Here is a 14,412-nt window from a genome sequence, read left to right as displayed (position 1 = left end):
CTGTCAATCCATTAAGTCGCGCTGCAGCTTTGCATCGTGACTTAATGTTTTTACAGCTATGAATGATGAAATAGTTCGGTTAAAAACCGAGATTGAAACCGATGACGCTTCCCGGAATCTGGAGGTGCTCAAGACCGAGCTCAGCGAGGTTAACCGGGAGCTCAAATCAATGGGCAAATACTCCGAAGAATGGAGTGAGGATCAAAAAAAACAGTACCATGACCTGAGGGCTGAGCAAAAGGAGCTCAAAGAAGAAGTAAAGGAATACACCCGCGCCCTGGATCTTAATGATGCCTCACTAAACGAGCTCACAGCTCATAGCCGGCTGCTGCAATCCGAGCTCAAACAGCTCAAAGTCGACTCCGATGAATGGGTCGACAAGCTCGGCGAAATCCAGCACGTAAACACCAGGCTTCACGACGTTCGTGAGGAAATAGACGAGCTCGGTGGAGCCGTTCAAAAGCAAGGCGGCTACTGGAAACAATTCAAAGACGATTTTGCCGCCACATTCCTGGCCGTCAACCTGACTGACGTCATCCAGGAAGTAATTCAGTTTGGCACTGAATCCGTCGAGATGGCTGCCGAAGTCACCGACGCTTTTGGCGATATCCAGAAAACCACCGGCATGACTGCCGACGAAGTTCAGGCTCTTAACGACCGGTTAAAAGAAGTCGATACCCGTACTGCTCAGGAAGCGCTCCTCGAGATCGCCAAAGTCGGAGGCCAGATCGGTGTCGCAGCGGATGAAATGGATGGTTTTGTCATCTCAACCGATAAAGCTGTCGTTGCCCTGGGCGATGAGTTTAAAGGAGGTGCCGAAGAAGTGGCTGGCACCATGGGAACACTTTCAAAACTCTTTAAAGAAACCAAAGAGCTCGAAGCCGGCGAAGCCATCAATCAGATCGGATCCGCGATCAATGAGCTCGGATCTGCCGGCAGCGCGACGGGTCCGGTCATCGCTGACTTTGCCATGCGGATGGGACAGCTCGGTGACCTGAGTCCACAGATCTCCCAGACCATGGGACTCGGTGCTGCATTCGAGGAACTGGGACTTTCGGCCGAGATATCCGCCGGTGGACTAAGCAATATTTTGCTCGGCGCTGCGAAAGATACCGAAGCCTTCGCGACTCAGATCGGGATAACCGATGACGAGTTCAAAAACCTGATCAACACCAACCCTAACGAGGTGATCCTGCAGCTGGCGGCCAGCTTCAAAGGAATGCCGACGGATCAGGTGGTCAAAAGCCTGGCAGATCTGGGAATAAAATCCCAGGAAGCCACAAAGGTGATGTCGCTTCTTTCAACGCAGACAGATGACGTCCGAAAGAAACAGGAGCTGGCATCAAAGGCCATGAAAGATGGGACCTCTCTGACCAACGAGTTTAATATCAAAAATAAAAATGCAGCTGCTGAGCTCGAAAAAGCTAAGAAATCAGTCGACGCGCTCAAAGTTGAAATGGGTACCGGTCTGCTGCCGGTCGTTACCAAGGTAATCGCCGGTGGTGTCGCCTTTATTAATACGATCCGTGCCGTTCCTGCATTCTTAAAAGAGAACCAGGTCTCCCTGGCCCTATTGGCTGCAGCGTTAGTTTCCTTTAACCGGGAGCAGCTCCTGGCAACCGCCGGCGCTTTGAAAAAAGCAGCTGTCGACAAAGGAGCCGTCATCTGGACCAATGCCGTGACGGTAGCACAAAACCTGCAAAATACAGCCATGCGGCTCAGTCCGATCGGGCTGGTGGTAACAGCAGCACTGGCCCTGGGCGCCGGCTTTATTTATCTCTACAACCATTCGCAGACCTTACGCGCCGGCATCGCGGGACTATGGGAATCGATCAAAACGGTAGGCACTGTTATATCCAACGTTTTGGGAGCGCTGAAAAATATGGACTTCGCCAAAGTCGCCAAGACGATCGGCGATGCCGGTACACAGATTGCTGCATCTTTTACAAAAGGTTATGCGGATAAGATCCGCGAAGAATCCCCGAAGGTAGTTGCTGAGCATAAAAAAACGCTCGACAAAAAAGCTACTGACGCACTGACCGCAGGGAAAACGGCCGGCAAGAATTTCGGATCCGAATCCGGGAAAGCCGAGCTGGATGAGAACGAGAAAACCAACAAATCCAAAGAAGGTAAGAATAAAACGCACCGGGCCACTGAGCTGGCTGCAGCTAAAAAAGCAGCTCAGGATGAAGCCGACGCAAAGCTGGCAGCTGAGACCAAAGCCCGCACTGAGCTGGAAAAGATGGACATCGAAGCCATCAAAGATGAAAAGGCGCGAAAGCTCGCTCAGCTCGATTTTGAATATGTCAGTAAGGTCAATGAGACTGCCCTGGAGAAAATGGATGAAGATCTCAAGGTCAAATACATTGACGCTCTTCACCGCAAGCTCGTTAACGACAAAGCAGCTGTCGAAACCCAGTACCGGACCGAAAAAGAGACCAAAGACAAGGAGCTCGCAGCTAAGCTGGCAGCTAGCCAGGCTGAGCTCACAGCAGCTGAGAAAACAGCTGCCTTTGATGCTGCCAGGGCCATTAATGACTATGAGCTGCTCGCAGCTGGTAACAACCAGAAAGCCATTTTTGAGGCCAAAACTAATCGGCTCAACCTGGAGCGCTCAGCTGAGCTCATCCAGCTGCAGGACCTCTATAATCAGAAAGTAGCTGACCTGGCCAAGCGTAAAGCGGATGATATCCGGACGGCCGAAGAATCAGGTCAGGAAACGACCTCGATTAAGAACCGGTATCTGGAACTGGAGCGCTCCACTACCCAGGAATTCAACGCCAAAAAACTCGCCCTGGATACCCAGTACCAGCAGGATCAAACTGCTTTGCACCAGCAGCAATCTGATGCCCGCCTGGCGAAAACAAACGAATTTTTTGGCGGGGTAAAATCTTTGATGGATGGGGATTTCAGCTATTTCTCTAATCTACTTTCGCAGCGCAAGGCTGCCGAAACCCAGCATGAAAATGAGCGCCTCGCTCAGTTCAGTCAGAAAACACAGGAAATCGGAAACGCGGCCATGCAGGGTATCAATGTGCTGCAAAACCTTAATCAGAAGTTTCTGGAATCTCAGCTGGCCCGGATCGATAAAGAGCGAAACAAGGAGCTTGCATCCTGGGAGACCAAATACAAAAAAGGTCTGATCTCCAAAGAAGACTATGAGGACGGTATTGCAAAGATTAACAAGGAAGCAGACGACAAACAGCTGGCCGAAAAGAAAAAAGCTTTTGAGCGTGATAAGAAGCTGCAAAAGGCTCAGGCGCTGATCTCCGGAGCTCTTGCTTTCATCAAAGCGCTTGCATCCGGATTCTTTCCTTTAAACCTGGTATTTGCAGCCGCGACCGCTGTGGCCACCGGTCTGCAGATTGCCGCGATCGGACGTCAGCAGTTCACAGCAGAAAAAGGGATCCGGACATCCGCTAGCCATTTCACAAATGCCGGCATTATGCAGGGAAGCCGTCACGGCAGCCGCTACGGTGACAGTGGAATTTCGATGATCGACCGCAAAACAGGGCTCGAAATCGGTGAAGCCGAAGACGGCGAAGCCTTCATGATCCTGAGCCGGAACACGGTTAAAAACAATGGAAAGCTCATCGATCGTTTGATGCATTCCAGTCTTCATAAAAACGGGGCACCGGTCTCAAAAGTCCAGTACCGGGATGGAGGTATCGGACAAGTCGGCTGGCAGGATTACTACACTCCAACCATGATGCTTTTCGGATCCAAGAAAAAGAAAGCAGCTGCAGCAGCCGAAGCCGCTCAGGCACAAGCCGACGCCGAAGCAGCCCAGGCAGAAGCCGAACAGGAAGCAGCTGCCGCCGGCGCAAGCTGGGACGGCGGGGACGGATCCGATTACACCGGCGAGGCCTACTCCGGAGACGACGGCCAGGCGGCGATCGCAGAAAATACTCAGATCGCCAAAGACACCGAAAGCAATACCAGGGCATCGGCGGCCACCTTGAAGGATCTGGCCAGCAGTGCTGGTCGTATGATCCAGCTGCTCGAGCAGGTTGCCGGTAAACCAAGCCCACCCGGAGCCGGGGAAATTGGCGGAGCTGTGGCCGGCGCCATCGGCAGCGCTCTCAGATCAAACATGTAATCTTTTCACTAATGTATCAATTAAGGATTGAAGGATATCCGGTGCAGACCGCACCGGACCTTCGCGTTCAACTCGAAAAATATAACCCGGCTTTTGACTTTGGCCAGATCCGGGGGATGAAAACAACTGACTTTACTTTGCCGGTGGTTCCTGTCAATCAAAAGTTTTTTGGCTGGTACGAAAACCCTCAGATGGGGTACCAAAACCAGGTATTGAGGGCTGAAAAGTATGCAGGCGGGCAGCTGATCGAAAAAGGTTTTGTCGCCCTCAGGGAGGCAACCCAATCCAGTTACACCATTTACTTTACCCAGAACCTGGGTGATATCTTTGGTCCTTATCAATCGGTGCTTTTGAATTTGCTTCCACTAGGATCCGAGCCCCTTCCGGAGCCGCTCTCGGATCCGGCCGCAGCGGCCGACCATCTTAACGACAAATACTGCTTTCCCTCGATTGTCAATCCTTCGTTTTACGGGACCAATATCCAGGAAGGCTATAACGGGATTGTCAACGAATATGATCCGGCTGAAGCTGAGTTCAATACGGTCGCACGCGTACCGATGCTCTTTTTACGGTTTGTACTTTCGAAGATTGCTGAGCTCTGTGACTTCACTTTCACCGGTGATTTTTTCTCGCATCCGGATTTAGCCAGGTTAATTATTTACAACACTTTCAGCCTGGATGATGCCTCAGAGCTTACCTACGCTAATCACCTTCCGGAGCTGACTATTCCGGATCTTTTAAAGGAGCTCCGATCTCTCTTTAACCTATATCTGGACTTTGACGTAAGCCGGCGGATCCTGCGAATGGATTTTACGGAAGACATCATGGCCAGGCCCACACTGATCAACTGGACCTCAAAGGCCAGTCCAGTCCACAAGCGAACGCCGGTGCTCAACTCCCGTCTGGAGCTGGATTGGGCGCTCGACTCCGGAGACGAGCTCATGAAGGTTATTCCAGAGGATTTTCAGAAATTTCAGTCTTCGAATTCCGGGGACCTTTTCACGATCAAAAGCAAGTTCTCCTCTCTGATCACCGATGAGACCACCGGTCTTGCCCGAACGTTGCAAGCCGGGATCACACCCCGTTTTAACCAGCTCAATCAAAAGTTTGCGCCCCGCCTTTTGTTTTGGAACGGTCTGGTAGATGATATCCCGACGGCAACCAATACCGCCGTCAGCTGCCGGCTTGCATGGCATGGCGAAAATAATCTCAGGGACCGCTTTTGGACCCGGTTCGAAGCCTGGCGCGGATCCACTTTCAGACTTTCAAAACCAATCCTGATCAATGCCGCAGATCTTGCTGGTTTCAACTTTCGACATAAGGTCCATATCAACGGGGTGGACTACTATGTCGATAGTCTTACGCCATCCCTTCCCATCGATGAAGCGACTACCGTCGAGCTATGGAAAGCATAAATACGTCCTGTGTCGGCAGAGCCGCTCTTGTAAACTTTGCTAAATGTGAACTCAAAAAGAATCTATTAGCCATGGAAACAAAACGAATTGCCCCACCACCACCCATTTTTAAAAGTGTCCACGTAAAGGACGAAAACGCGCAGCAGATTGAGCAGCTCGACAACCAAATTTCGCAGCTCAAAGAAAAATCTGATCAGCTCCGGGAAGAAACCCGCAAGAAAAATGCACTCGAGCTTGCTCAGGCCCGGGAAGAAAAATTCAAGTTACGCTCAAAGATCCAGGAGGAGCTCTCTGATATCAGTGAAGCCAATACCCTGGCCGGTAAACTTACTCCGGATGCGGCGATGGAATTTGTCAAACGTAGAAAGGACTTGACAAAGCAATTGGAACAGGTCGAAAAGGAGCTGGGTTTTCGGGTGATTGAGGATCCTAAAACAGAGACTACAAAAACATTTGGGCTTTCGAGCTCCAAGGCCCTGTGGACAATCGGAGCACTGACGCTGATTTCATTTATCCTTTTCTGGCTGATGGGAACGGCCGTTATCCAGGATGATCCCATGAACGATTCCGCCCGCCGGATGATGAATTCAGTAGGACTTAGGGTGCTCACCAATTTCCTGCCATTCTCGGCTGTGTTTCTAACCGCCATCGGCTTTATCTGGCTGTTGTTCCCTTCCGTATTTGCCTACTGGCATAACAAAGTAGCAACCAATCTTTCACTTATAACCGATCTACAGCAATGCGAACCTTATCAACGCGTGGGCTTTTTTGCCTTCTCTTTTGGGCTTCCTGTATGGGCTTTTGTAGAGCTGATGCAGGTAATATTCGGCTAGGTGTCACGGACACAATTCAGGAAAAGAGGAAGTGTTTTCTTGAAACTGCCCGCTATGAGGCAACCTACGTCCGTGAAGCCACCAACAAAAATGATCACCCGGCCATCATTGGCTATTTCGATGCGATCGGAATGAATGTCCGCAAAATTGCATGGAATGGCCGGGCGTATTGTGGTGCTTTTGTAGCCGCCATGCTCAAACGTTGCGGGATATCTAACCCCATCAAATCACCAGCGCAGACCGTGAGCTGGCTCCGGATCCGCGAAAGGGTCACCCGCGCCAGGCCCGGGACAATTGCTGCTCCCGGGGACGTGGCCGGCTATAACTTTTCCGGCCGGTCCACCGGCATTGATCATGTTGAAATTATCGCCAATTGGCACCCAAACCCCGGCTTTCCATATGTAACCGTCATCGGAGGGAACACCGGAGCGCCAAAGGGAGCCGACGTTAATAAACAAGGGGTCTGGGTAAAGGACCGATTAAAACGCCAGGTCACATGGGTTATCCGGGTACTGGATTCCTAGCCGGTATCCTGACACTGATCAGCTGCACAGCGCCCCGGTCAGAGACCGGTTTTGATGAGATTGCCGATACCGTCTATGTTACGAAAGTCATTGATCGGTGCAATTACAGGTTTTTGTCAGAAGATCCACGGGAGGCAAAAAAGCAGCTTCAAAACGCAGTCCGTTCACTTGATCAGCTCATTATTGAATATGATTCAATCATTCACAACCGCCGGGCTATGCTTAAAACAAAAGCGGCCATTATTAATGGCTCTGCTCAGTAGCCTGGCTTATATCCTTTTTTTACAGCACCTTTTTGGGGACCGCCCTGGTCATACACTTTTTTACGCCATGAAACTACCTTCTAAAAGTGCCTTCGCTATCGCGAGTATTCCCGCCGGACTATTACTGATATTCTTTATTGCGTCCGCAGTCCAGACATGCCGGCAGGTCCGATCTATTGAGCAGGAAGTCAATCAGAAGTTTGAGAATTTATCCCCACCACCCACAATTATCACCGCTTATGATATCGCTACAAGTAAAGCCCTGGATTCTATCGAAAACGGCCGTAATGCTGCTAGTCGGCGCGTTGACATTGCTCCAGTGTCAGACCTGCAAAGCCTCCTTGACAGTGTCTATAACTTCCCCGGACACGCTCCAGCGAACAACCTTCGATAGTATTCAGCAGATCCTGCCCCGCGGTTATTATTTGTTAAATGAGCAGGGAGCGCGGCTCAGTCTGAAGGCGAAGATTGACGCCCAGGCGTATCTTGAGCAATACAAACAGGCTTCCGATGCACTTTCACGAAAAACCGGTGAGCAGCTTAAAACGGCTGTTGAGCTGGGTATAGCAAAAGATAAAAACAACGCAGATGCTGCGACGATAAAGCTGTTGAAACAGAAACTTTTTTGGGCGAATTTTTGGAAATATACAGCGATAGGACTAACAGGCTATCTTGCAATTAAACATCAGACTTTTTGACCTAATGCTAAGCGTGCTTGTATTGAATGGCCTCAGATCCTTTTCTAACTAGTTTTTATAACAACCGTACATTCAGTTTAGTATATGTTTCAAATACGCAGCCACAATTGGGCTCAATAACTTTTTCAAGCTCCCGTATTTGAAGGCAGAACTGCAAAGAAAAAAAATCGAGAATTAATGTATTTTTGGAACAACGAATCTCGCGTGTTCCATGACCAATGAATCTACCAAAAAGAAAATGGTGAACTATACAGCTTTTGGTGCAGCTATTTTGACCTTCTTAGCCCTAATATCATTCGTAGGCGTTGCGTTTACCCAGTATTTGGCTGTAAAAAAAGCAGAAACAGATGCGGCCAAAGCCAAGATTGCAGAGGATGCCAGGATACAACAATACGAAGACTTAGTTGGGAAGCTTCAGGATGTGATTATTGGCACTCAGGATATTCAGAACAGTCAACGAATGCAATTGATTTCACTTGAGGAGACGCTCGAAACATCGAAAGAGACTGTTAAGAAACAGGAAGAGGCCCTAAATATGACAACAGGCGGAAATGGTTTTGTTGAGTTAGTTATTTTTCCGCAAACTGACAAGTTGGCAAACATTGGTTTTGATAATCATGGCAAATATCCGCTCTACGAAATAAATGTTGCAATGGTTGATCTTGATCAACCACCTTTTAAAACCAACGGCGGCGGCACTTTTACGGCTAATACTTTATTAGACAATATTGTAAATATAGAAGTTGGGAATCTCAATCCAAATGTAAATCGTTTGGATCGCAATAAACTCAGCACTGATTTTAGTAGTGGCAAAAAAAACTTCACATTCAATATCACTGCTAGAAACGGAGCCTTTACTCAAACTCTTTCCATGGAAAGAGTATCAAGTGGATGGCAATGCGAAACTCAAATTACAAAGGTAGGGTTTCCTGAAATTCTGTTAAAAAAACAGTATATCCTTTCAAATAAGAAAGGATCGGAGTCAATTTTTTAAAATTCTTGCTGTTTACCCGTCGCCACACAATCCCCCGACGGAACTGCGTCCTCAATTATTCTAAAATCTCACCCCTCTGTTTTCCAAGGAGGTCCTTCACATTCTTGGCTCCGTCCTTAATATCATCCCGCCAGACCGTCTTTGGCGAAACGACAGTAGAAGTAATGCGACGCATAACGTCCCTGGTTTTCCTTGATCAAATTAATGGACTACTCCATCCCATTGGAATATTTTCAAAATAAAATAGCAACAAGTATTGAGAGTTTGAATGCGACGTTATACTTTAAGCAACATAAAATTGTTGCTGTGAATAACAAGAAAAAATACTCCATTAATGCCCATCTCATACATTCCCGATTGGAGATGATCCGAGCAGATATCGTTGTCAAGATTAGTGAGAAAATGTGGGAGCAGACGCCAAAAAGTCAAAACATTTGTTTTGATAACAGTTGGTTAATCAGGAAGGTGAGCGAATCGATTGAAAGAGACTTCAATATTAAACTCTCTGATCGTGACAGAATGGATGGTATGGAGCTGTTTCTATGCAGCCAACAGTCTAAACCACGGAACGAAACAGATCGTTACAAAGTGCAGAAGTTCACCGAGTCCGGCTGGGTGGATGTGACACAGGAGCCCGGAAATAACCTCAATAAAACGAAGCTCAATTTTAAGGAAGCTTGTGCCCTCTACAATTACGTCAGCTCAGGAAAGGCCGAATTTTTTACTATCGTAAAATGCTAGCCAATTTGACTTAAACGCATTGATTATTAATATTTTAAACCTTCATGAAAAAGAAGTATACGCTTTACGCCCATGCCATACACAGTCGCATCCAGATGATTCGCGACAAGATCTTGTATGAAAAAGGAATGACCGCCCGTGACCTAGTCGTGCGCAACAAAAAATATTTCGAACTGGCGATTGACTCAGTTATGAAACAGCACGATCTGACCCACCCGCATATCGATGATACCTTCCACGCGGCCACAATGTTTTTGATATCAGTAGGTATTGAGCCAGTTCTTGAGCATTCCGTCGATGATAGTGGACCCTTCAGAGTATGGACACCGGAAGGGATAATGATCGAACATCCTGACGGGAGCAGAAGCCCGGAAAAATAATCATAACAGATTTAGTTGGCCATTTTCATCCTTGAGATCGTCGTCTGTGGAAGCTCCGATTGGTACCGCTACCTCCGGAACGTTTGAATTAACCTTGGTGCTGAATACGCCGTCCTTCACTCTATATGCCAGAAGCTTGTAGTCATAGTCATAAGGTGCCATTATTCCCAGCATGTCATCCTTGGTCAATTTCGGATCAAACCAGTCGTCCAAAGTTTCTTCTTCCAGTATAAAAGGAGCCCGTTCGCCGTCGTTATGCACCCAGGCAAGTAACGGACTGGCATCTACAGTTATGATGGAAACAGTATTAACGCCTCGATAATTGTTATAAATCCCCCCGAGCATGATCATCTCTCCGTCTCGACGCTTGATATACCAGCTTTGGTTTTTATTGCTAGGGTCAGAAAGATTCTCGTAATGAGGTTCAAAAAATCCGGTCGCATATACAACGCACCGATTGCCCCAATAGGCTCTATAGGAAGGCTTGTCCCATAATTCATGTGCTTTTGCGTTTAGCGTATTTGCCCTCCATTTTTCCGGCTCATCCACCCAGCCGGGAATCAGACCCCATTGAAAGGAATCAATGACACCCGGATTCTCAATCCCCCTAGTCGGAATAAAGGGTTTTTCGAAACCATTATAAATGTATTTTCTGGACACGCGATGCATATTCGTCTCTGGAAGACCGAACATTGCCAATTGCTTCGAATCCGTTGTAATGTAGTAGCACATAACTCTCATATTTATGATTAAAAATAATGAGAATTTCTCACATAACTTCCTATCATTCAATAAGACCAACGACATGAACCGTAGATTACAAAGGTGTTTCTGTATGCATTGTAATCGGCTTTAGAGCGAAGTTGGCCTTTCGCCAGATGCCTATTATTCAAGGATTTGACTATTTTAACACAACATCTGTGATTTTGATTCGAAAAAGACCGTCCGTAAAACGAGCCGTCTTCCCCATATGATTTCTCAGGGGCAGCACATCTCTCTTCATATTCTGGCTAAAAGAAATTGCGAACCTGCCTTCCACTATACCGGATGCCTTATCGAACTTTGTTACCTTAATCCAGCCAGGTTTTAACCCGCTATATACATACTCGTTCAGAAGACCTCCAGAATTACCTATGTACGAAAGACTGGCATATTCATTGTCAAAATGGCGGCGCTTATCGAGCTTTGAGATTTTGGAGCGTCCTTTTCTTAGGGGTATATTAAAGATAGCTAGTGCTTGGGTTCTCGTACATTCGAAGTCCAGACAACCATTTTCAGTATTTGGATTAGGTTCGTCGCCCAGTCCGGGAACATCGATGTCGGTGTAGACAAGCAAATTGAATTCTCGAACATCATTTGGGTTTTGCTCACGTTTTTTTAGGCGTAACACTTTCCCGGTGCCATACCAGACTGTGTCATTAAGAACACTAGTCACATTAAAGACACTATTTTCAGGTAGTCTTGGTTGCCTAACGCATCCTGAAAAGATAACAGCTATAATGGCCCATTGATAAAAATATCTCATTTTAGTATCAGTGTTTTACAAGATAAGCACCGTAAAAACTTTAACTACTCATTTAGTTGATTTTGTAAGATCTCTTCTGAATTGAGCTAAATAAAAAGATCGCCCTCTCAGGGGCGATCTTTTGTTCAAGAAGCGCTGAGCAACGTTCCCCAGCTTTTCATTACTTTCATTAATCGCTTTTCTCTTATCCGACCGTAGTTTTTTAAATACCTGGTGGACGTCAGGCCCAAGCATGCAGCTACGTCGTCAGCTGACATTAGCATTTCATTTAATGCAAGGTCACAGAAGGTTTTTCGGGCTACTTTGGTTGTGAGCAGCAAAGGTATTTTGCAATACATTGCAATCAGTTTGAGAGTACCATTACGTTTTTGATTGCTTTTCACCGGTAGTTTTTTCAGGTCACCTCCGTAGATATTGAGGATCTTAACTGCAGGTTCGAGTAGCTTTATTGTAAAAGGCTTTTTTGACTTTTTGCGTTTACCTTTTAAAAAAATACTTCCCCGGTATTCCTCAATGTAAAACTCCTTGCGAGTATAATCAACGTGGTGCATACCGGTGAAACAGTTGAAAACAAATGCGTGCCGCTCCTCGCTGAGCACGTCAGCAGAAAGCTGAGTGATTAGGCCTTCTGTAACCAGCTTGTCAAAGTCATATTTAAGTAAACGATCCAGCTGAAAAATCGAGAGGTGTGTTGTATCGATGTAGTCCTCGGAATCCGATTTACCTGGAAGATTTTCTTTTAGACAGGCCAATGCCGGAGACATTTTTTTACCTATCCCCCATTTTAATATACGTTTGGCAAAAGAACAAACCTTCCGAGCAAACCGCTGACCGGATCGCTCAGTATCTGCCATGAAATCAAACAGGTCAGAAAAGAAGGTTTCTTTCAATTCAATTGGCCGGTCGACCCCGATACTGGCCAAGTAGTCCTTAATGTGGCGTAGATAATTTTCGTTGATCGAATAAGTAGCCGGCTCGAGTGTTTTCTGAATTACCATTTTAGCACGGTGCAGCATAAAAGCGCTGAATATCTCATCGGTTGAATAGATAAACTTCTTTCTATCAAGGTAATACTCCTTCACCATCGCCGGAGATACATGTTCATAGCGACTGCACAGTACATCAAAAAGCCGTGACAAGTTCACGGATGTTTCGTTCAGGATTTTGTTTGCTTTTACTACACGTGTGGTGGATCCCAGGATCACCTGGCTTGCAGCATTCCATGCGCTTTTCTTACAAGTCGCTTTTGTCGCACCGATTTCGATGTATTCCTGATCAATAGTAATGCGGCATTGGATGGTCCCCAGAGGATCATCTTCTTTAATTTGATTCTTTGCTTCTGACTTACGAAACCAGAATAAGATTTTCATAGACGTTAATTGGTGAATCACGATTTTCTGTAGAGGTGGAAAAAGTCTTTACCTTTTGCCGTAACCCGGGAAAAAGTGCCGTAACCGATGCCGTAACCTGAAAAAAACACGTGAATGGATGAGCGTAAAAACAAGAAAACCACATAGTTGACTATGTGGCTCCCAGTGAATTTCGGTCATTCTCAAAGTATCTGGCGGTCTGGACGGGACTCGAACCCGCGACCCCATGCGTGACAGGCATGTATTCTAACCAACTGAACTACCAAACCAGATTTCGTTTCCGTTGAAACGTGGGGCAAAAGTAAGACTTATTTTTTTACATGCAACTACTTTTGAGCGAGAATCTTTGTTTATTTTGCAGCGGTTCTTCTCAGGGTGAGAGAAACAGATGATTTTGAATTAGTTGCAATTTTACCGGATGCAAAAAAAAATTAAAGATATTCTCGACGCACTAGAATTGCTGGCACCGCCTTCTTATCAGGAAGGATATGATAATTCGGGATTGATCGTTGGTGATAGTAATTGTGAAGTATCCGGTGTGCTAATTTCGCTCGATTGCACAGAGACGGTTGTTGAAGAGGCGATTCGACGAAACTGCAATTTGATTGTCGCCCACCATCCGATCGTATTCAAGGGCTTGAAAGGCTTAACGGGTCGCAATTATGTGGAACGGACTGTTCTGATGGCCATCAAAAACGATATCGCCATCTACGCCATCCACACCAATCTTGATCATGTTCAAAATGGAGTCAACTACAAGATTGCTGAGAAACTTGGCTTGAAAAATACCCGTATTCTGGCGCCGAAGAAGAACATTTTACTTAAACTTACCACTTTTGTCCCCCGCGAAAATCGTGATCAGGTTTTGAATGCCCTCTTCGCGGCGGGTGCTGGTAAGGTTGGTAATTATAGTGAATGTAGTTTTACCAATGCAGGTATTGGTTCATTTCTTCCAAACGAAAAAGCAACGCCTGTGATCGGTACACGCGGAATTTTGGAAGAAGTTGAAGAATCCAGGATTGAGGTTATTTTGCCATCATATCTTGAACATAAAATTCTGGGAGCTTTGCGGAGCAGCCACCCCTATGAAGAGGTTGCCTATTATTGCCAGGCATTGGAAAATGAAAATCAGGATGTAGGCGCAGGAATGATCGGAGAGCTTGAACAGCCATTTTCGGGCAGCGAATTCCTGGCGTACTTGAAAACCAGAATGCAGCTTTCCGTGATTCGCCATACAGCCATACTGGACAAAACGATCCGTAAAATAGCCGTTTGTGGAGGGGCCGGAAGTTTCTTACTTGGCAATGCCGTTAAGCAGCAGGCTGATGTCTTCGTTACGGCCGATTATAAGTATCATGAATTTTTTGACGCTGAAAATCACCTCATGATTTGCGATATTGGTCATTATGAAAGTGAAGTGTTTACGAAAGATTTACTATATGACTATTTATCAGGAAAATTTAGTAATTTTGCACTCTGTTTGTCAGACGTCAACACTAACCCCGTGAGTTATTATTCATGAGATTTTGTTAACCTCTGATATACACCATTTCAAATAGCTGATAAGCTT

14 protein-coding genes and 1 tRNA gene are annotated in these 14,412 nt (G+C 46.5%); 11 read left to right on the top strand and 4 right to left on the bottom strand.

Translation table 11 applies throughout. From position 1 onward, the window contains the following. The first annotated feature begins 58 nt into the window (after nucleotides 1-58). From AC1XUD_RS14290 to AC1XUD_RS14245, 10 genes are all read left to right on the top strand, one after another. Nucleotides 59-4,099 (top strand): phage tail tape measure protein, encoded by a 4,041-nt coding sequence (locus AC1XUD_RS14290; protein WP_483361695.1) that lies wholly within the window; start codon nucleotides 59-61, stop codon nucleotides 4,097-4,099. A gap of 11 nt (nucleotides 4,100-4,110) precedes the next feature. Then, on the top strand, nucleotides 4,111-5,514 hold the full coding sequence (locus tag AC1XUD_RS14285) for a hypothetical protein (protein ID WP_483361694.1): 1,404 nt from the start codon (nucleotides 4,111-4,113) through the stop codon (nucleotides 5,512-5,514). Nucleotides 5,515-5,585: 71 nt separating this feature from the next. Next, the gene (locus AC1XUD_RS14280; protein ID WP_483361693.1) at nucleotides 5,586-6,347 is read left to right on the top strand and encodes a prefoldin domain-containing protein; all 762 of its coding nucleotides are present in this window, start codon (nucleotides 5,586-5,588) and stop codon (nucleotides 6,345-6,347) included. Beyond that, the gene (locus AC1XUD_RS14275) at nucleotides 6,308-6,871 is read left to right on the top strand and encodes a hypothetical protein (RefSeq protein ID WP_483361692.1); all 564 of its coding nucleotides are present in this window, start codon (nucleotides 6,308-6,310) and stop codon (nucleotides 6,869-6,871) included. Before AC1XUD_RS14280 ends, AC1XUD_RS14275 begins: the two co-directional genes overlap by 40 nt. Then, a complete protein-coding gene (locus tag AC1XUD_RS14270) occupies nucleotides 6,844-7,134 on the top strand; it encodes a hypothetical protein (protein ID WP_483361691.1) in 291 nt (96 codons plus the stop codon). The genes AC1XUD_RS14275 and AC1XUD_RS14270 overlap by 28 nt, the downstream gene beginning before the upstream one ends. 67 nt (nucleotides 7,135-7,201) lie before the next feature. Next, nucleotides 7,202-7,528 (top strand): hypothetical protein, encoded by a 327-nt coding sequence (locus AC1XUD_RS14265; RefSeq protein ID WP_483361690.1) that lies wholly within the window; start codon nucleotides 7,202-7,204, stop codon nucleotides 7,526-7,528. Continuing rightward, nucleotides 7,482-7,832, top strand: coding sequence for a hypothetical protein (locus AC1XUD_RS14260; RefSeq protein WP_483361689.1), 351 nt, complete (start codon nucleotides 7,482-7,484; stop codon nucleotides 7,830-7,832). Before AC1XUD_RS14265 ends, AC1XUD_RS14260 begins: the two co-directional genes overlap by 47 nt. A 211-nt stretch (nucleotides 7,833-8,043) precedes the next feature. Next, nucleotides 8,044-8,826 (top strand): hypothetical protein, encoded by a 783-nt coding sequence (locus AC1XUD_RS14255; protein WP_483361688.1) that lies wholly within the window; start codon nucleotides 8,044-8,046, stop codon nucleotides 8,824-8,826. Nucleotides 8,827-9,030: 204 nt separating this feature from the next. After that, nucleotides 9,031-9,567 (top strand): hypothetical protein, encoded by a 537-nt coding sequence (locus AC1XUD_RS14250; RefSeq protein WP_483361687.1) that lies wholly within the window; start codon nucleotides 9,031-9,033, stop codon nucleotides 9,565-9,567. Between the two features lie 44 nt (nucleotides 9,568-9,611). Continuing rightward, nucleotides 9,612-9,947 carry a hypothetical protein gene (locus AC1XUD_RS14245; protein ID WP_483361686.1) on the top strand — a complete coding sequence of 112 codons (336 nt, stop codon included), beginning with the start codon at nucleotides 9,612-9,614 and terminating at the stop codon, nucleotides 9,945-9,947. Here AC1XUD_RS14245 and AC1XUD_RS14240 read toward each other — a convergent pair whose 3' ends face one another. The 4 genes from AC1XUD_RS14240 to AC1XUD_RS14225 form a co-directional block, all read right to left on the bottom strand. Beyond that, nucleotides 9,948-10,679 (bottom strand): SOS response-associated peptidase, encoded by a 732-nt coding sequence (locus tag AC1XUD_RS14240; protein WP_483361685.1) that lies wholly within the window; start codon nucleotides 10,677-10,679, stop codon nucleotides 9,948-9,950. A gap of 169 nt (nucleotides 10,680-10,848) precedes the next feature. Continuing rightward, the gene (locus tag AC1XUD_RS14235; protein ID WP_483361684.1) at nucleotides 10,849-11,472 is read right to left on the bottom strand and encodes a hypothetical protein; all 624 of its coding nucleotides are present in this window, start codon (nucleotides 11,470-11,472) and stop codon (nucleotides 10,849-10,851) included. Between the two features lie 125 nt (nucleotides 11,473-11,597). Continuing rightward, nucleotides 11,598-12,842, bottom strand: coding sequence for a site-specific integrase (locus AC1XUD_RS14230; RefSeq protein ID WP_483361683.1), 1,245 nt, complete (start codon nucleotides 12,840-12,842; stop codon nucleotides 11,598-11,600). 192 nt (nucleotides 12,843-13,034) lie between these two features. Then, nucleotides 13,035-13,111 (bottom strand) — tRNA-Asp (locus AC1XUD_RS14225). Nucleotides 13,112-13,260: 149 nt separating this feature from the next. Here AC1XUD_RS14225 and AC1XUD_RS14220 point away from each other — a divergent pair. Next, complete coding sequence (locus AC1XUD_RS14220; RefSeq protein ID WP_483361682.1) at nucleotides 13,261-14,364, top strand: Nif3-like dinuclear metal center hexameric protein; 1,104 nt, start codon at nucleotides 13,261-13,263, stop codon at nucleotides 14,362-14,364. Nucleotides 14,365-14,412 lie beyond the last annotated feature (48 nt).

The sequence above is a fragment of the Dyadobacter sp. HNCC25DJ184 genome, from assembly GCF_056895215.1.
Note: the sequence above shows the minus strand (reverse complement) of the source record. Positions and strands in the feature narration are given on the sequence as shown.